Genomic DNA, 17,414 nt, shown 5'->3' with positions numbered 1-17,414 from the left:
CATTTGGTCGAGGGAGCCTCTAGCGGGGGCGCGGCCAAAGAAAAAGGGCGCCGGTGTTGCCACCGGCGCCCCATTTTCCCGTCTCGCGTCAGGTCGCTCAGGCGGCCTGGGGCAGAGCCGCCTTCGCCTGCGCGACGATGGCGGTAAAGGCTTCGCCTTCATGCATCGCGATATCGGCCAGGACCTTGCGGTCCAGCTCGATGCCGGCGAGCTTCAGCCCGTGCATGAACTGCGAATAGGTCAGGCCCTCGGCGCGGACGCCGGCGTTGATGCGCTGGATCCACAGGCCGCGGAAGGTCCGCTTCTTAACCTTGCGGTCGCGATACGCGTACTGGCCGGCCTTCTCGACGGCCTGGCGCGCGATGCGGATCGTGTTCTTGCGACGGCCGCGATAGCCCTTCGCCTGTTCCAGGATGTTCTTGTGCTTGGCCTTGGTGGTAACACCACGCTTAACTCGTGCCATTTGTCAGGCCCTCCTTACTTCAGACCGTAGGGCGCCCATGCCTTGATGTGCGCGACATCGGCATCGGCGAGCACGGAGGTGCCGCGGTTCTGGCGGATATACTTGGCGTTGTGGCTGATCAGCCGGTGGCGCTTGCCGGCCACACCGTGCTTCACCTTGCCGGTGGCGGTGAGCTTGAAGCGCTTCTTCACGCCGCTCTTCGTCTTGAGCTTGGGCATTTTCGTCTCCTTGAGTTCGACGATTGCGGACACGCGCGGCAGCCCATACAGCCGGCGCATCCCTACGATCGCGGAAAGCGGGCCCCCTAGCGCAAAGCCCGGGCCGGCGCAAGCCGAGTCGGAGGGCTATCGGCGAAGGGGCGAGGATGGCGCCCCGGGGCCGGGGCAGGCAAGCCGCCGCGGCCCTTCCATCAATGGCCGTGATCATGCCCCCGGCAGGCCAGCGCCTCGAGGATGTCGTCGATCCGCGCCGGGTCGCCGGCAGCGATCACTTCGCCGTCGCTCCCGGCATGCAGGGGGTCGCCCTGCCAGTCGCACATCCGCCCGCCCGCGCCCTCGACGATCGGCACCAGCGCGGCGAAGTCGTGCAGCTTGAGCCCCGCCTCGACGACGATGTCCATCCAGCCGCTCGCGACGCAACCATAATTATAGCAGTCGCCGCCCAGCACCGTGCTCATCACCGCGCTGTCGAGATGCTCGAACGCATGGAGCTGGTCGTCGCCGAACAGCGCCGGCGAAGTGGTGGCGAGGATCGCCTGGTCGAGGTCGCGGCAGCGGCGCGTGGCGGCCGGCTTGCCGTTGAACAGGGTCGGCCGCCCCATGACGCCCAGCCAGCGCTCCCTCGTCACCGGCTGGTCGATGATGCCGAGCAGCGGCCAGCCCCCCTCGATCAGGGCGATCAGCGTGCCGAAGATCGGGCGGCCGGCGATGAAGGCGCGCGTGCCGTCGATCGGGTCGAGCACCCACAGGCGCCCGCTCGTCCCTTCGCGCATGCCGAACTCCTCGCCCTGGATGCCGTCCATCGGGCGCTCCGCGATGATCAGCTTGCGCATCGCTTCCTCGGCGGCGCGGTCGGCGAGCGTGACCGGAGACTGGTCGTCCTTCGCCTCGAGGCCGTGCGCGCCACGGAAATAGGGTAGGATCGCCGCGCCCGCCGCATCGGCAAGGCGTTCGGCAAGGGCGATATCGGCTGCGGTCACGGGCATTCGACACGCCCTAGCCCCGAGATTTTGACTCGCCAAGGTCACAAAGCCCTGCCACTCAACCCGCCGATGCGCCGCCGCCTGCTGATTCCGATCGCGTTTCTCGCCGCCACGCCCGCCGCGGCGCAGGGCCTGCGCGCCGTGCCCGCCCAGCCCGGCTCGGAGGCCGAGGCGCTGCGCGGCGTCGAAGTGTTCCTGATCAACGAAGGCGATCTGCCCGTCTCCGATGCCGGCCCGCGCCAGATCGAGATCACCGCGGTGGACGGCACCCGCCTCGTCCTCGAGCGTGCGCCGGGGCCGTTGCCGACGGTGGCGCCGCACGGCTTTGCGAAGGCGCGCTATGTGCCGGTGGGCCTGGCGGGCCGCGCGGTGCCGCCCGCCGAGCAGCATGCCGCCGCCGAGATACCCGAGGGCGAGACGGCGGTGCAGAGCGCGACCGGCAGCTCGGCGGCGTTCGTCGACCGGTTCGAGCCGCACGAGCCGATCTATGGCGCGTTCGGATTGAAGGATGCCGGCGGCAAGCTGCAAGTGAGCTTCGCTTTCCGCCCCTTCGGCGAGAAGGCGCCGCTCAAGCTCGGCAATCTGCGCTTCGCCTATACCCAGACGATGTTCTGGGCGCTGAACCGGCCCTCGGGCCCGTTCCGCTCGACCAATTACAGCCCCGAAGTCTATGCCGACATTCCCTTTGGCGAGACCACCAAGGTGGCGCTCGGCTATCGCCATGATTCGAACGGGCGCGGCGTGGCCGACTCGGTCGACCTCAACCGGGTGTTCCTGCGCGCCGAGAAGCGCTTCGACCTGGGCGGCGACTGGCATCTCGATGTCGCGCCCCAGGCCTGGTTCTATGTCGGCCGGCTCGGAACCGCGCCGGACGTGAAGGATTATTTCGGCTATACCAGCCTCACCGCCGCGATCGGCCAGCAGGACGGGTTGAAGCTTTCGCTCACCGGCCGCGGCAATTTCGAGACGGGCAAGGGCGCGGCCGAATTGTTCGTCTCCTATCCCCTGGCGCGGATTGCCAAGGGGGTCGGCTTCTATATCTTCGGCCAGGCCTTTACCGGCTATGGCGAGGCACTGGACGACTATCGCCGGAACGACACCCATGCCCGGATCGGCATCGCGCTGACGCGCTAGCCGCCGGCAAGCACCTTCAGGAGGATCGCCATGCGCAAATTGCTGATCGCCGCCGCCGCCTTGTCGCTCGCCGTGCCGGCCGCCGCCGCGCTCAAGGCCGGGCAACGCGCCCCCGATTTCACTGCGCCCGGCGCGATGGCGGGCAAGCCCTTCACGGTGAACCTCAAGGCGGCGCTGAAGAAGGGGCCGGTCGTCCTCTATTTCTTCCCTGCCGCCTTCACGGAGGGCTGCAATGCCGAGGCGCATGCCTTTGCCGAGGCGCTGCCCGATTTCCAGAAGGCCGGCGCCAGCGTGATCGGGATGACCGCGGGCAATATCGACAAGCTCGAGGCCTTTTCGGCGGAGAAATGTGCCGGCAAGTTCGCCGTCGCCGCGGCCAGTCCCGAAATCGTCAAGAATTACGACGTGGCGCTGACCCGGCCCGACGGCACCGCCACCAAGATCACCAGCCGCACCTCCTATGTGATCGCGCCGGACGGCAAGGTGCTCTTCGTCCATTCGGACATGAGCCCGGCGGGGCATATCCGGCTCTCGCTCGAAGCGGTCCAGAAATACCGGGCAGCGCACAAGCATTGATTTGCGGCGGCGATATTTTCACGAGTCCGCAAGCTTTGCTCACCGGATATTAGCAGTTGGGCCCTAATCTGCACGGCGTGGCGGTGTTGCGGGGCGGCACCGTCGGGACCAATTTTCTGGTGAGGAATTGAGGCAGATGGTCGCGGCCAAGGCCGTTCGGATGGCAAGCGGTTCCCAGGCCGCACGTAGCCTGTACGACCGCATCGGAGAGTTTCTGGTGGACCAGCGGCTGGATCCCGATCCGGCCAACTATGCCTTCGCCTATCAGCTCCTCGCCAACCCCGATGGCCCGCTCGCCCGGGCGGTGCACGCGCTGACCGATGGTGGCGTCCGCCTCACCCGGCGCGACATCGAGACGCTGGGCTGCGACGTGCACCCGGTCGCCGGCACGCCCACCGCCACGATCGAGAAGGCCCAGGGCCTGGTCGCCCAGACCCAGATGCAGGTCGAGGGCTTCCAGGACATGGTCACCGCGATGCGCGCCGAGACCAAGGATTTCGGCCGCGACCTCGCCGCCAGCGCACAGGCGATGCGCAGCTCGGGTGGCGACGATATCGAGGTCGCCCGCATCACCGCGACGATGCTCGAGCGGGTCCGCAATGCCGAGGAGCGGCTCGAGACCGCCAATCGCGAAGCCAGCGAGCTGCGCACCAAGCTCGAGGAAGCGCGCGACAACGCCCGTCGCGACCCGCTGACCGGCTTGCCCAATCGCCGGGCCTTCGAGGAAGCATATGCCGTCCAGGCCTCGACCGGCGCGCGGATCTGCGTGGCCGTGTGCGACGTCGATCATTTCAAGTCGGTCAACGACCGGTTCGGCCATGTCGTGGGCGACCGGGTGCTGAAGGCGCTCGGCGAAGCGCTGTCCGAGACCTGCAAGGGCCACCTCGTCGCGCGCTATGGCGGCGAGGAGTTCGTGGTCCTGTTCACCGGCCTCGACCTCAGGGTCGCGCGCGCGGTGCTCGATCGCGCCCGCATCGCCGTTTCCGCCAAGCGCTACCGCCTGCGTGAGACCGACGCTCCCCTGGGCGAGATCACCTTCTCCGCCGGTCTCAGCCCGGCGGCCCCGGGCGAAGTGTTCGGCACCGTGTTCCACCGCGCCGACCAGCTCTGCTACGCCGCCAAGAATGGCGGCCGGAACTGCATCCGCGTCGATTGACCGGAATCGGACAGAAGCTGTCCGCCTTTGATTGGGAAATTGCACCATAGCTTGGCGTGAAATTTCCCAACCACGCGTAACTTTCTTACGTGCACTCAATGAAATCAATCACTTAGAAAACTGGCACGCTCCCTGCAATCCATCTGGCATCGGCAACGCCGGATGGTCCGGCAGCCGAGAATACAGGGAGTAACTACCATGGCCGTTCGTATCAGCTCGTTCCAGCACAGCGTTGCCGTCATCGGCGCCGTCGTTCTCACCTATGCCATCGTGCTCTTCTCCTCGCCCGTGGTTCCGATCGCGTGACCCGCAGCGAACCGGACGGAACGGAGAGGATAAGCATGACGCGTAGCCTGATGATCGGTTTGGCTTCCTTCGCCATCACCGCAATGACGATCGCCACGGTCGGCCTGCAGGGTTTCAGCCACATCGGCTGAACCCTGCCGGACCGCCCGGCGGCGGCCCCCATGGCGGAACCTCGGCCCGCCCCTACCGGCTTCGCCGGGCATTCCACCGGGATGCCGCGATGTCCGAAACCGCCGAGAGATCCGTGACGCGCTCCGGACATGAGCGCTAGAATCCAGGCCCAATCCCGAATGGCCGCCGCATCGGCGCCGCGCACCCCATGCATGGGGCGATGGCCTGGCCATCCTTCTCGCCGGGCGATCTCGCCTTGCCGATCGCGGATCAGGCGGCGGCACCGGCTCCCACCGGCCCGATCGGGGCCTGCTCGCCGCGCGAATAGGTGCCGGTAAGCAGCCCGGCGGCGATCACCCGGCCCTCCATCGCGCGCAGGATGGCGCCCCGGCCCGGATTCTCGCCGGGATCCTCCCCTTCGCTCAGCGCGAAGAGCTGGAAGGCATAGCTATGCTCGCCATGCCCGTTGGGCGGATCGGGCGGCAGCCAGCCCTCGACGAAGCGGCTGTTGCGGCCGACATCCTCTCCTTCCGGATTGCCCTCTCCATCGGGCGCGATCTCGCCTTGCTTGAGGTCGCCGTCGATCGGCAGGCCCCAGACGATCGCGTGCACCACCGGCTGCGGCGTCGGCGCGTCGGGATCCTCGACGATCAGCACCAGCCGCGCGGTGCCTTCGGGCACGCTGGTCCAGAAAAGCGGCGGCGAGCTGCCCTCGCCGTCGGCGGTGAAGCGATCGGGCAGCCGCGCGCCGTTCGCGAAGGCCGGGCTGGCGAGGTGGATCACGCCTTCGCCGGCCAGTTCGGGCCGGACGATCGCCAGCTTGTCGGCTCCGGCGCGAAACGGGCTCAGCGCCTTGCCGAGCCAGCGGGGAAGATGTTCGAACATCGCGTTCTCCTGTCCGCCTTGAACCGACGAGAAGGCGCGAGGCTCCCATGCTTCGTCATTCCTGTGCAGACGGGAGGACGAGGGGGAGGTCGAACGGGCTAGAGGTCGAGCTTCTCGTAGTCGGCGGGCGGCGGGATCCCTTCCATCCGCTCGCTCAGCAGCGGGCGGAAGCTCGGGCGGCTCTTCATTCGGATGTACCAGCCCTTGGCCTGTTCGTGGCTCTTCCAGTCGATCCCGCCCAGATAATCGGCGATCGAGATCTGCGCTGCGGCGGCAAGGTCGGCGAGGCTCATCGTCGGGCCGGCGAGCCAGGTACGGTGATCGAGCAGATAATCGATATAGTCGAGATGATTGACCGCCGCCTTCATTGCATTGCGCAGGGCCTGGCCGTCGGGCGACTGCTTGTAGACGATGCGCTTCAGCATCCGCTCGTGGAGGAGGGGCGCCGTGATCTCGGCATAGAAATTGGTGTCGAACCAGATCGCGAGGCGCCGGATCTCGGCGCGATCGGTGGCGGTGCCGTTGAGCATCGGCGCCTTGTTCACCGTCTCCTCGAAGAACTCGCAGATCACCTGCGAATCGATCAGCGTGACGCCGCGCTCGTCATCGACCATCACCGGCACCTGGCCGGTGGGATTCAGGTCGAGGAACTCGTCGCGCCGCAGCCAGGGCGATTCGCGTACCGGCTCGTAGCCCACGCCCTTTTCGCCCAGCAATAGCCGGACCTTGCGCGAGAAGGGACAGAGCGGGAATTGGTAAAGCTGCCACATCGGCTCGCTTTAGGACTCGGGACGCGCCTGCGTAAAGCGCTTGCGGACGCGGCTTGCGTCCGAGACGCGCTGCAGCGCGCCATATGGTTGCCGGTCGCCCCTTCGCCCGCGGGAAGAGGTGCGATCGTTGCGCGGGCGGATCAGTTCTTGAGCGCGGCGCGCAGGGGAGCGAGCGCCGCGCGGAGCCGGGTGGCGGTCTGGTCGAGCGAATCCTGCATCTGCAGCGCGCCGTCGGTGAGCTTGCCCGCGACGGCGACGGCTGCGCGCGCGTCCTGGTGGAAGTGCTTCTCGAAATCGGGATCGTTGCGGCGCTGGATGTCGCGCAGCGTATCCTGCTCGCCGATCCGAGGATCGGCATAGCGCGCGATGGGGCCAACCCGGGTATCGAGCACGATGCCGGCAAGGTTGGCGAGCATGGCTGCCGCGCCTTCCTGCACCATCGGGTTGTTCAGGGCGCGGGCGAGCGCCTCGGCCTTGTCGCGGGTGGATGCGGGCTGCGACTGCTGGGCGAGCGCCGGCATCGCGACGGTGCAGAACAGGGCGGCAGTGAAGACGAGACGCATGATACGCTCCGGAGTCGGACTCGGATATCCCGTGCCCATAGCACAAATGGCCCGCGTTCGTGGAACGGGTTGCGACGAGCCGTGGCTCCCTTGGCCGGAAGGGAAGGCCGGGGCCTTGCGCGGGAGCCTAGTCCTCGGCGTCCTTCACCGCGCCGTGCCCGATCGGCACCGAGAGCAGGCGGTTCAACTGGGACCTGAACTCACCGAGGTCGCCGCCGGTAAGCTGTTGCGTGCTGGTGAACGAAACCGAACGCGGGTTCACCGCCATGCCGTTGCGATACAGTTCGTAATGGAGGTGCGGGCCGGTCGAGAGGCCGGTATTGCCCACCGCGCCGATCCGTTGCCCGCGGCGCACATGCTCGCCGCCCCGCACATAGATGCGGCTCAGATGGCCATAGCCGGTGCCATAGCCGCCGCCATGGGTCACCTTGATGAAGTTGCCATAGCCGCTGCTGCGGCCGGCGAACTGGACGACGCCGTCGCTCGCGGCGAAGACCGGCGAGCCCCAGGGCGCGGCGATGTCGACGCCGCGGTGCATTCGGGTATAGCCCAGGATCGGGTGGCGGCGCATGCCGAAGCCCGAGGAGAAGCGGCCGTTCGCCGGCATCGCCATCGCGCCGGTGCTGTTGCCCTTGCCCGAACCGTCGAACCAGCTGGTCTTGCCGCCCTGTTCGAACGGCGCGAGCTGCACCTTGCTCGGGCAGCCGCTGACGCCGGCATACATCAGGCTGCCGAGCTGCACCTCGCCGGTCTCGGCACGCGCCTGGCCCACGATGATGTCGAACTTGCAGTCCGAGCCGAGCCGCGAGACCGGCGTGCGGGTGGCGAGCGTCTTGATGTAGCTCTCCACTGCCTTGGCCGGGGCGCCGGCGGCGCGGGCCGAGCGATAGAGCGACCTGCCGATGGTGCCCTGGATGCGCAGCGGCGTCCGGTCGATCGCGATCGGGATCGCGCGCATCGAAAGCACGTTGCCGGCGCGGACGAACTCGACGCGCTGGTCGAACCGGGTGCGGATGTCGAGCTTCTCGAGCGGGCGCGGCTGCGACTTGTCGACGCGGCGGCCCAGCGTGTAGTCGGCCATGGTGTTGGACTGGATCTCGTCCAGGGCCACGGCCTTGGTGATCATGCTGCTGACCGTCGTGGCATCGGTCTTGCCGATGCCGGAGCGCAGCAGCGTCGCGAACAACGCGCCGCCCGAGGCCAGCTTGGTGGTGCCTTCGAGCATCGGCCGTTCCGGCGTGTCCGAAAGCGGCGCGACCAGCCCGGTCGCGGCAACGCGGGCGCCGGTGCCCGAACCCATGCCGAGCGGCTTGATCGCCTGGGCCTGGGTCGCGTCGAACTCGGCGCCCGAAAGTGGCGCGGGGACGGTGCCGTAGATCGGATTCTCGAAGCCAGGAGCGAGCAGCAGCGTGGCGGTGATCAGGGCGACGCAGGTGGCGGCGCCGCGATACCAGGTCAGCGAGCCGATGCGCGAGCCCAGGTCCGGCGCGAATTCGAAGTCGGCGAAGCGCTCGTTCAGGCGTGCGGCGAGACCGCGCGCCGGGGCAGTGGCCCGCGCCGAAGCGCCGCCGCCTGTCAGCCCCTCTCCATGGTCACTACGCAGATACAAGGCGCAACGCCCCCCAAAAGGTCGTCGATGTCGTGCCGTAAACCCCCGGCTACCGACAAGATCACTGTGGAAGGCAGGACTTAAAGTCAAATTAAGCACCCTGTTCGGGGCCGCCTCGTGCGGCGAGTTGTGCCGCCTCGCGGATGAAGCGAAGCGTTCGGCATATTCGCCAGTATTTCCAACATGGTTAAGGCGGATCGCCAATCCGGGGGAGTTGCTTAAGGGGCGACTCGGAACGATCTTGGGAGTCGCAATGAGTCGTTTCGCGCGTTCTCCGATCACTGCCGTGCTGGGCCCCACCAACACCGGCAAGACGCATCTCGCAGTGGAGCGGATGGCCGGCCATGCCAGCGGCATGATCGGCTTCCCGCTGCGCCTGCTGGCGCGCGAGGTCTATGATCGCGTCGTCAGGATGAAGGGCAGCGACGCCGAAGTCGCGCTGATCACCGGCGAGGAGAAGATCCTGCCGCCCAAGGCGCGCTGGTTCCTGTGCACCGCCGAGTCGATGCCGCTGGAACGCGAAGTCGCATTCGTCGGCCTGGACGAGGCGCAGCTGGGCGCGGATCCCGAGCGCGGCCATGTCTTCACCGATCGCCTGCTGCGCGCCCGCGGCCGCGAGGAGACGATGATCCTCGGCTCGGACAGCCTGAAGCCCATGCTGAAGGCGTTGGTGCCCGAGGCCGAGGTGATCGGCCGGCCGCGCTTCTCGACGCTCAGCTATGCCGGGGCCAAGAAGCTGTCCCGCTTGCCGCGCCGTTCGGCGATCGTGGCGTTCAGCGCCGAGGAAGTCTATGCCGTCGCCGAGGCGCTGCGGCGCCTGCGCGGCGGCGCGGCGGTGGTGATGGGCGCGCTCAGTCCCCGCACCCGCAACGCCCAGGTGGCGATGTTCCAGGCGGGCGAGGTCGACTATCTCGTCGCCACCGATGCGATCGGCATGGGGCTGAATATGGACGTGCACCATGTCGCCTTCGCTTCGCTTTCCAAGTTCGACGGGCGCCGTCAGCGCCGGCTGACCGTGGCCGAGATGGCGCAGATCGCCGGGCGCGCGGGGCGGCATCAACGGGACGGGACCTTCGGCGCGCTGCACGAGGAAGGCCCCAATGCCTTCACGCCGGAGGAAGTGCTGGCGATCGAGGCGCACCGGGTGCCGCCGCTGGAGAAGCTCTACTGGCGCGAAGGCGAGCCCGATTTCGCCAGCATCGATGCGCTGATCGCCAGCCTCGAGGCCAGGCCGCAGAACGCCGTGCTGCGCGCGGCGCCCGAGGCAGTGGACCTTGCGGTGCTCAAGCGCCTTTCGGAAGAGGATTGGGTGCGCCAGCGCGTGCGCGCACCGGCGATGGTCAAGCGACTCTGGGCGGCGTGCGGCCTGCCCGATTTCCGCAAGCTCGGGCCCGAGCCGCACAGCCGCTTCGTCGGCCGGCTGTTCGGGCATCTTTCCGAAGGGTTCGGCCATGTGCCGCACCAATGGTTCGCCGACGAGATCCAGCGGCTCGACAATATGGGCGGCGATGTCGAGACGCTCGCCGGGCGCATCGCCGCGGCGCGCAGCTGGGCCTATATCGCGCACCGGGCGGACTGGCTCGAGGACCCGGTCCACTGGGCCGAGCGCACGCGCGCGGTGGAGGAGAAGCTCTCCGACGCGCTGCACGCCAGCCTGACCCAGCGCTTCGTCGACAAGCGCACCACCGTGCTGCTCCGCCAGATCGGTGCCGACGCCTCGAGCCTGCCGGTGACGATCGGGCCCGAAGGCGAAGTGACCGTCGAGGAACATGCCCTGGGCACGCTCACCGGCTTTCGCTTCACCGTCGCGCCCGAGGCGCGCGCCGCGGACAAGCGCATGCTGCTGGCGGCGGCGGAGAAGCGGCTGGGCGGCGAGTATCGCAAGCGCGGGGCCGCGCTGGCCGAGGCCGGGGACGAGGCCATCGCGCTGGCGGGATCGGTGCTCGCCTGGAACGGCGTGGCGGTGGCGACTCTGGAGCCCGGGCCCAACATCGCCCGGCCGCGCATCCGGCTGGATCGCACGCTCGACGTGCTCGACCCGGCGGCCAGGAACGCGGTGCAGGCCCGGCTCGAACGCTGGTTCGCCGATCAGGTCGGCAAGCGCGTGACCGTGCTCGGCAAGCTCGATGCCGCGACGCGCGATCCGGCGGCCGGCGCGCCGCTGCGCGCACTCGCCAATGCGCTGCTCGAAGCCGGCGGGCTGCTTCCGCGCCGTGCTGCCGCCACGCTGGTGGAAGCGCTCGACCCGCAGGCGCGCCAGCGGCTGCGCAGGATCGGCGTCACCATCGGGACGCTCGACATCTTCGCGCCGGCGCTGCTCAAGCCCGGCGCAGCGCGCTGGCGGCGCGAGCTGATGGGGCTGCCCGACACACCCCCCGACGGCGCCACCGTATTGCCGCGCGCCGCAGCGGGTGCCGATCTCGTCCATGGCTATCGCCCGCTGGGCGCCCAGGCGGTGCGCGTCGACCTGGTCGAGCGCATTGCCCGCGCCGCGCACGACGCGCGCCAGGGCCGAAAGCCCTTCGCGCCCGATCCCGCCCTGGCCACTTCGATGGGGCTCACCGCCGAGACGCTGGCCCGGTTGATGGCCCAGCTCGGCTTCCGCACCGCGCGCTCCATCGAGGGCGAGCCGCAACGCTGGATCTGGCAGGGGCTGGTCGCGCCGGCCGCGCCCAAGGCGCCGCCGCGCGACAATGCCTTTGCGGCGCTCGGGGCGCTGAAGCATGGCTGATGGCGCGGCGATGCGGATCGACCGGTTCCTCTGGTGGTCGCGCCTCGCCAAGACGCGTTCGGCAGCACAGGCGATCGCCGAGAAGGGCCTGTTGCGCATCGACGGCCGCCGAGTCGAACGCAGCTCGGCCACGGTGCGCGTGGGGTGCGTCGTGGCCTTTCCGCTCTATGGCAAGGTGCGGGTGATCCGGGTCGAGCTGCTGCCCGCTCGGCGTGGCCCGCCGGCGGAAGGGCGCGCCTGTTATCAGGACCTGGTGGTCACTGCGAACGTCTCGCAGGAAGCGCCAACTGATTGACGCAGCGAATCCACAGGCATAGCAGGACCCCCACGTCTTCGATCCAAGGGGCCAGTTTCCATGACCTATGTCGTCACCGACGCCTGCATCCGGTGCAAGTACATGGATTGTGTCGAGGTCTGTCCGGTCGATTGTTTCTATGAAGGCGAGAACATGCTCGTCATCAATCCGAACGAGTGCATCGACTGCGGCGTCTGCGAGCCCGAATGCCCGGCCGAGGCGATCCTCCCCGATACCGAGAACGGCCTCGAAAAGTGGCTGGAGCTCAATCGCAGCTATTCGGAGTCCTGGCCCAACATCACGCAGAAGGGCGACGTGCCCGCCGATGCCGACGCGATGAAGGGCGTCGAGGGCAAGTTCGAGCAGTTCTTCTCGCCCGAGCCCGGTTCGGGCAGCTAGCGCCCCGGGCATGGCCGGCACCCGCAGGGACGCCGGCCTTCTGCCGGCGGCGAATCGCGTCGCTGCGGCGCAGCACGTTCGAATCGGCTACGGACCCTTGCCGGATCGCGGGGCCGGTTTGGCCGGAATTCGACCGCCGGCAGGATGGCGGATGCATTGCCCCCGCAGCACGGCTGTCGACCCGGCAGACGAACGCGCCCGGTGGCGGCGTCTCACCTGCGTCGAGTAACCTCTTGAGCGCCGCCGAGAAGGTGGAGCCGGTGTCCTGGCCGGCGAACTGCGGAAATGGCGCGGACATGTTCGTGGCGCCGGCCGAGTCGAGAGGCAGCCACAATCCTGCGATTAATTGCATATTTTCGCTGCAAGGCGGCACACGCGGTCTGGTAATTTTATTGCAAACGTGTTAAATGGCTCAAGACGGAGGAAAACTCGCCTCCGCCCGGAGAAGCAAAGAGAAGTCGCCCCGATCAGCCCGCCCTGCATTCGCCGGGGCGGACGCCGAGCCCGTCGGGGCCGGTTATCACGAAAGGTTCCTCGCACATGGCTGCCAAGGCGCTGTCCTTCGATGTCGGCGATTATGTCGTTTACCCCAAGCACGGCGTGGGCCGTGTGATTGAGCTGCAGAAGTCCGAAATTGCGGGGATGCAGCTCGAACTCTACGTGTTGCGCTTCGAAAAGGAAAAGATGACGCTGCGCGTTCCGACCAACAAGGCCGAGAGCGTAGGCATGCGCAAGCTTTCGAGCGACAAGACGCTCAAGGAAGCGCTCGATACGCTGAAGGGGAAGCCGAAGGTCAAGCGCACCATGTGGTCGCGCCGCGCCCAGGAATATGAAGCGAAGATCAACTCGGGCGACCTGGTGTCGATCGCCGAAGTGGTCCGCGACCTGTTCCGTGCCGACGACCAGCCCGAGCAGAGCTATTCGGAGCGCCAGATCTTCGAAGCGGCCGCCAGCCGCCTCGCCCGCGAACTCGCGGCGATGGAAGAGGTGGACGAGCCGGCCGCGCTCGAGAAGATCCTCGAGATCCTGCGCAAGGCGGCGGCGATCCACAACAAGGACAAGGTTCCGGCCTGATCCCGATCGGCAGCGAAGCCCGAACGAAGGGGCGGCCTTGAAAACCGCCCCTTTTCCTTGCCTAATCGATAGTGTATTATATATCCAACACACATACTGCTTCGGGAGGAAGTTTCGATGCGCGCTGCCCTGATCGCCCTGGCCCTGCTGCCGCTCACGGCCACCGGTGCCTGCCATGCCAGCTGGGAAAAGGAGGGCCACAAGGTCAAGCCGAGTGGCGTCGGCGCCAAGCGCAGCTACGATGCGAACGGCTTCACCAAGGTCGATCTGCGCGGGCCCGACGATATCGAGGTGCGGAACGGCGCGCAGTTCGCGGTCACGGCCGAGGGCGATACGGCGATCCTCGACCAGCTCGAGGTCCGGGTGGTCGACGGCACGCTGCGCGTTGGCCGCAAGGACCGCAACGGCTTCTCGTTCAGCAACGATCGCGGAGTGAAGGTCCATGTCGTCCTGCCGAAGCTCGATGGTGCGAGCGTCAGCGGCTCCGGCAACATGAGCGTCGACAAGGCCGAAGGCGCTTTCCACGGCGCGATCGCCGGCTCGGGCAATCTCGGCATCGCCACGCTCACCGCGACCGATGCCGATCTCTCGATCGCGGGCTCCGGAGACCTTACCGTGGCAGGTACGGTCAGCCGGCTCAACGCCTCGATCGCCGGTTCGGGCGACATCGACGCCAGCAAGCTGACCGCCACCGGCGCCAGCATCTCGGTCATCGGTTCGGGCAGCCTGCGCGGCGTGGTCAGGGGCGGTGCCTCGGTCTCGATCGCGGGCTCGGGCGACGTCGATCTCACCGGCGGCGCGAAATGCTCGGTGAGCGCGGTGGGCTCGGGCGAGGCGCATTGCTCCTGAGCTTGCCTCGGCGCTGAAGCCGCGCGAGGGTGCGCCCATGTATCGGCTCGCCCTCGCTCCCCTGCTGCTGCTCGTCGGCGCCGCCGCGCCGGGAGACGAGCGCGTCGTGATGGTCACCGGTTTCGACCGGCTGCGCATCGACGGGCCGTTCGCGGTGGAAGTCGTGCCCGGATCGCCCGGCGTGACGCTTGCGGGCGATCGTGCCGCGCTCGACCGGGTCAGCGTGCGGGTCGAGGCGGGCACGCTGGTCATCAATGCCGGCACGCAGAGCTGGGAATCGGCGGCGGGCAAGACCGCGAGCGGTGCGCGCATCCGGGTCGCGGTGCCGGGGCTGCGCGTGGTGCAGACCAATGGCGGCGCGTTGCTGAAGATCGCCGAGATGCGCGGCAACCGTCTCGACGTCTCGCTCAACGGTACGGGACGGATCGATATCGGCAAGGTCGATGCGCAGGACCTGGGCGTCACTCTGGCCGGCGCGGGCACGGTGACGCTGGCGGGCAATGCGCTGCACACGCGCGTGCGGCTCTATGGCACCAGCAGCCTCGATGCCGCCGCGCTGACCACCGCCGACGCGCTGCTCGTCTCGGGAAGCGGCGGGGCGCTGGTGATGAACGTGCGCTACAATGCCCAGATCAGCGCGACGTCGAGCGGCGTGGTCCGCGTGCTCGGCCCGGCCAAATGCCGGGTGATCGGGCAGGGCCCGGTGGAATGCGCCGATCTCGAGCCGCGCCGGGGAAGCTAGGCCGCGAGCGGGAAGCGCAGCAGCCGGTCCTCGAGCGCGACCAGCGCCTGCGCGCTGCGCCCCACTGCGCGGGCGATCTCCGGATGATGCGCATCCAGTCCGCCGGTGAGCGCGCCGAAGGCCGGCAGGATCAGCTTGGTCGGCGAGGCGACGAAGCAGCGTCGCGCCACTTGCCGCCCCCGGATGCGCAGGCGCAGCTTGGGGTGGAAATGGCCCGAAAGCTCGGGCCGCGGATCGCGCGGTTCGGCCTCGTGGCGCAGGACCAGCCCGTCGACCTCGGCTTCCTCCAGGATCGTGCCGCCAAAGGGATCGATCAGCAGGCTGTCATGATTGCCGGTGATCCAGCGCCAGTCGAGCCGGGCGGTGAGGCGGGCGAGCAGTGCGCGCGCATCCCCGGGCAGCCGCTCGCAGCCTTCCGAATCGTGGAAGCTGTCGCCCAGGCACCAGAGCTCGCGCGCCTGGGTGCGCTCCGCCAGCGCCTCGATGGCATGCAGGGTCGCGATCGAATCATAGGGGGGCAGCATCTGTCCGCGCGCGGCGAACCAGCTGCCCTTCTCGAAATGCAGGTCGGCAACGAGCAGGGCCTTGCGCGCCGGCCAGTAGAGCCCGCCCTCGGGCAGCGCCATCAGCTCATGGCCGGCGAACGAAAGGGGAACCATCGTGCCGATATCGATCCTCGCGGCCGTGCCGTCAACAGCGCAGCATCGGCACCTTGCGGCCCTGATAGGTGATCGTGCCATGGTCCTGATCGGCGCGCTCGATCGTGTAGCTGCGTGTCTCGGGCGGGTTCACCTTCTCGGCGCCGTCGCTCGCGGCGGCGTCATAGCGCTCGCGGATCGTCTCGGTCACGGTGTTTCCGGCCAGCGCCCAGCCGCCCATCTCGCCGCTATTGTCGAGGCTGCCATCGGCGGCAAAATGGGCGATGAAGTCGCTCGCGCAACTGGCCTCGAACGACCAGCTGCCGACCAGCCAGTCGCGCAGCGGCGCGCTGGCGGGGGCCGCCGCGGCGGGGGCGGCCGGCGCTGCTTCGCTCGCCTCTGCCTTCTGCACCGGCTTGGCCGCATCGGGCTGGCACGCCGCCAGCGCCGCGCCGCCGAGCATCAAAGCGATGAATCGAGCCCCCTCATGCATGGCCCGAATCTAGCCCAGATGGTCGATTCGGGCCAGCGCGATCAGGCCGGCATCTTCGCCATCTCGCCGATCTTCGCCAGGATCCGCACCCAGGAGCGAATGCCCTTGTGGAAGCTCTTCAGATCATATTTCTCGTTGGGCGAATGGATATTGTCGTCGGTCAGCGCGAAGCCGACCAGCACCGTGTCCATCCCCAGGATCTTCGAGATCGAAGTGACGACCGGGATGCCCCCGCCGCAGCCGATCAGCGCCGCCTTGCCCCATTCGGCGTCCAGCGCCGCCTGGGTGGCCTCGAGCGGCGGGCTGTCGCTCGATACCGAGACCGCTGGGCTGCCGGGGCCGCGCCCGGTGAAGGCAACCGAGCAATCGGCGGGCAGGCGCGAACGGACATGTTCCTCGAAGGATGCCCAGACCCTGGCGGGATCCTGGGCACCGGTCAGGCGGAAGCTCACCTTGGCATGGGCTTCGGCCGGGATCACCGTCTTGAAGCCTTCGCCCGTATAGCCGCCCCAGATGCCGTTGACCTCGGCGGTCGGCCGCGACCAGATCTGCTCGAGCACGTCATGGCCCCGCTCGCCGGCCGGCACGCTCAGGCCGATGTCGCCGAGGAACGCGCCGGCGTCGAAGCCGAGCGCATCCCAGCTCCCGCGCACGACGGGATCGAGCTCGGGCACGCCGTCATAGAAGCCGGCGAGCGTCACGCGGCCATCGGCGTCCTTCATCTCGCCCAGGATCGAGCAGAGCAGCTGGATCGGGTTGCGCGCCGCGCCGCCATAGAGGCCGGAATGGAGGTCGCGCGAGGCCGCACGGATCGTCACCTCGCCTGCCGCCATGCCGCGCAGGCCGATGGTGAGGCCCGGCGTCTCGGTATCCCACATCAGCGTGTCGCAGATCAGGGCGAAATCGGCCTTCAGCTCCTCGGCATTGGCATGAAGGAACGGCTCGAGGCTCTTCGAGCCCGATTCCTCCTCGCCCTCGAACAGGATCGTCACCTTGCAGGGCAGCGCGCCCGCGGTTTCCTTCCAGGCGCGGCAGGCCTCGACGAAGGTGCGCAGCTGGCCCTTGTCGTCCGACGCGCCGCGGCCGACGATCTGCTTCGCGCCGTCGCCGCGCGTCTCGATCACCGGGTCGAACGGATCGCGCCGCCACAGCGCGATCGGGTCGACCGGCTGGACGTCGTAATGGCCATAGAACAGGATGTGCGGCGCGTTCCCGCCCGCCGGGCCGTCGTGATGTGCCACCACCATCGGATGGCCCGGCGTCTGCGCGACGCGGGCGGCGAAGCCCAGGCCGGTCAGCTCGTCGGACAGCAGGCTGGCGGCGCGCTGGCATTGTTCGGCATAGGCGGGATCGGTCGAGACCGAGGGGACGCGCATCAGCGCGAAGAGTCGGTCCAGGCTGTCGTCGAGATGCGCCTCG

19 protein-coding genes are annotated in these 17,414 nt (G+C 68.3%); 9 read left to right on the top strand and 10 right to left on the bottom strand.

Going from position 1 to position 17,414, the window contains the following annotated elements:
• Window positions 1-97 precede the first annotated feature (97 nt).
• From rplT to hisN, 3 genes are all read right to left on the bottom strand, one after another.
• Window positions 98-463, bottom strand: coding sequence for a 50S ribosomal protein L20 (gene rplT / locus BGP17_RS12480; RefSeq protein WP_086127624.1), 366 nt, complete (start codon window positions 461-463; stop codon window positions 98-100).
• Between the two features lie 14 nt (window positions 464-477).
• Window positions 478-681 (bottom strand): 50S ribosomal protein L35, encoded by a 204-nt coding sequence (rpmI, locus tag BGP17_RS12475; protein WP_078103280.1) that lies wholly within the window; start codon window positions 679-681, stop codon window positions 478-480.
• A gap of 191 nt (window positions 682-872) precedes the next feature.
• Window positions 873-1,667 carry a histidinol-phosphatase gene (gene hisN / locus BGP17_RS12470; protein ID WP_286712234.1) on the bottom strand — a complete coding sequence of 265 codons (795 nt, stop codon included), beginning with the start codon at window positions 1,665-1,667 and terminating at the stop codon, window positions 873-875.
• Window positions 1,668-1,733: 66 nt separating this feature from the next.
• On the opposite strand from hisN, the gene BGP17_RS12465 reads away from it, so the two are divergent.
• The 3 genes from BGP17_RS12465 to BGP17_RS12455 all read left to right on the top strand — a co-directional run bounded on the left by BGP17_RS12465 (window position 1,734) and on the right by BGP17_RS12455 (window position 4,530).
• Complete coding sequence (locus tag BGP17_RS12465; protein ID WP_286712232.1) at window positions 1,734-2,798, top strand: phospholipase A; 1,065 nt, start codon at window positions 1,734-1,736, stop codon at window positions 2,796-2,798.
• Between the two features lie 30 nt (window positions 2,799-2,828).
• Window positions 2,829-3,374, top strand: a complete 546-nt coding sequence (locus BGP17_RS12460; RefSeq protein WP_167300201.1) for a peroxiredoxin — start codon at window positions 2,829-2,831, stop codon at window positions 3,372-3,374.
• 160 nt (window positions 3,375-3,534) lie between these two features.
• The gene (locus tag BGP17_RS12455) at window positions 3,535-4,530 is read left to right on the top strand and encodes a GGDEF domain-containing protein (protein WP_286712231.1); all 996 of its coding nucleotides are present in this window, start codon (window positions 3,535-3,537) and stop codon (window positions 4,528-4,530) included.
• A 687-nt stretch (window positions 4,531-5,217) separates the two neighbouring features.
• On the opposite strand, the gene BGP17_RS12450 is transcribed toward BGP17_RS12455, so the two are convergent.
• The 4 genes from BGP17_RS12450 to BGP17_RS12435 all read right to left on the bottom strand — a co-directional run bounded on the left by BGP17_RS12450 (window position 5,218) and on the right by BGP17_RS12435 (window position 8,774).
• Complete coding sequence (locus BGP17_RS12450) at window positions 5,218-5,832, bottom strand: YbhB/YbcL family Raf kinase inhibitor-like protein (protein ID WP_286712230.1); 615 nt, start codon at window positions 5,830-5,832, stop codon at window positions 5,218-5,220.
• Window positions 5,833-5,930: 98 nt separating this feature from the next.
• Window positions 5,931-6,602, bottom strand: coding sequence for a glutathione S-transferase family protein (locus BGP17_RS12445; RefSeq protein WP_086127617.1), 672 nt, complete (start codon window positions 6,600-6,602; stop codon window positions 5,931-5,933).
• Between the two features lie 140 nt (window positions 6,603-6,742).
• Window positions 6,743-7,165 (bottom strand): hypothetical protein, encoded by a 423-nt coding sequence (locus tag BGP17_RS12440; RefSeq protein WP_167300204.1) that lies wholly within the window; start codon window positions 7,163-7,165, stop codon window positions 6,743-6,745.
• Between the two features lie 127 nt (window positions 7,166-7,292).
• Window positions 7,293-8,774 (bottom strand): M23 family metallopeptidase, encoded by a 1,482-nt coding sequence (locus BGP17_RS12435; protein WP_286712228.1) that lies wholly within the window; start codon window positions 8,772-8,774, stop codon window positions 7,293-7,295.
• A gap of 253 nt (window positions 8,775-9,027) precedes the next feature.
• Here BGP17_RS12435 and BGP17_RS12430 point away from each other — a divergent pair, with 253 nt between their 5' ends.
• The 6 genes from BGP17_RS12430 to BGP17_RS12405 all read left to right on the top strand — a co-directional run bounded on the left by BGP17_RS12430 (window position 9,028) and on the right by BGP17_RS12405 (window position 14,864).
• Window positions 9,028-11,505 carry a helicase-related protein gene (locus tag BGP17_RS12430; RefSeq protein WP_286712226.1) on the top strand — a complete coding sequence of 826 codons (2,478 nt, stop codon included), beginning with the start codon at window positions 9,028-9,030 and terminating at the stop codon, window positions 11,503-11,505.
• Window positions 11,498-11,800 (top strand): RNA-binding S4 domain-containing protein, encoded by a 303-nt coding sequence (locus BGP17_RS12425; protein ID WP_167300207.1) that lies wholly within the window; start codon window positions 11,498-11,500, stop codon window positions 11,798-11,800. Before BGP17_RS12430 ends, BGP17_RS12425 begins: the two co-directional genes overlap by 8 nt.
• Window positions 11,801-11,860: 60 nt before the next feature.
• Entirely contained in the window at window positions 11,861-12,199 is a 339-nt protein-coding gene (gene fdxA, locus BGP17_RS12420; protein WP_167300208.1) for a ferredoxin FdxA, read from the top strand.
• 540 nt (window positions 12,200-12,739) lie between these two features.
• Window positions 12,740-13,273 (top strand): CarD family transcriptional regulator, encoded by a 534-nt coding sequence (locus BGP17_RS12415; protein WP_086127610.1) that lies wholly within the window; start codon window positions 12,740-12,742, stop codon window positions 13,271-13,273.
• Between the two features lie 117 nt (window positions 13,274-13,390).
• Entirely contained in the window at window positions 13,391-14,122 is a 732-nt protein-coding gene (locus BGP17_RS12410) for a head GIN domain-containing protein (protein WP_286712224.1), read from the top strand.
• A 37-nt stretch (window positions 14,123-14,159) separates the two neighbouring features.
• Complete coding sequence (locus BGP17_RS12405; protein ID WP_286712223.1) at window positions 14,160-14,864, top strand: GIN domain-containing protein; 705 nt, start codon at window positions 14,160-14,162, stop codon at window positions 14,862-14,864.
• Here the strand turns inward: BGP17_RS12405 and pdeM are convergent.
• The 3 genes from pdeM to BGP17_RS12390 form a co-directional block, all read right to left on the bottom strand.
• On the bottom strand, window positions 14,861-15,523 hold the full coding sequence (pdeM, locus tag BGP17_RS12400) for a ligase-associated DNA damage response endonuclease PdeM (RefSeq protein ID WP_167300211.1): 663 nt from the start codon (window positions 15,521-15,523) through the stop codon (window positions 14,861-14,863). The two genes, BGP17_RS12405 and pdeM, sit on opposite strands and share 4 nt — an antisense overlap.
• 31 nt (window positions 15,524-15,554) lie before the next feature.
• On the bottom strand, window positions 15,555-15,995 hold the full coding sequence (locus tag BGP17_RS12395; RefSeq protein ID WP_286712221.1) for a hypothetical protein: 441 nt from the start codon (window positions 15,993-15,995) through the stop codon (window positions 15,555-15,557).
• Between the two features lie 41 nt (window positions 15,996-16,036).
• Window positions 16,037-17,414, bottom strand: a 1,378-nt coding sequence (locus BGP17_RS12390; RefSeq protein WP_286712219.1) for a M20/M25/M40 family metallo-hydrolase, incomplete at its 5' end; no start/stop codon positions are given.

It is taken from the genome of Sphingomonas sp. 67-41, assembly GCF_001899725.1.
Lineage (GTDB): Bacteria > Pseudomonadota > Alphaproteobacteria > Sphingomonadales > Sphingomonadaceae > Sphingomonas > Sphingomonas leidyi.
This window is presented reverse-complemented; position numbering and strand designations above follow the sequence as displayed.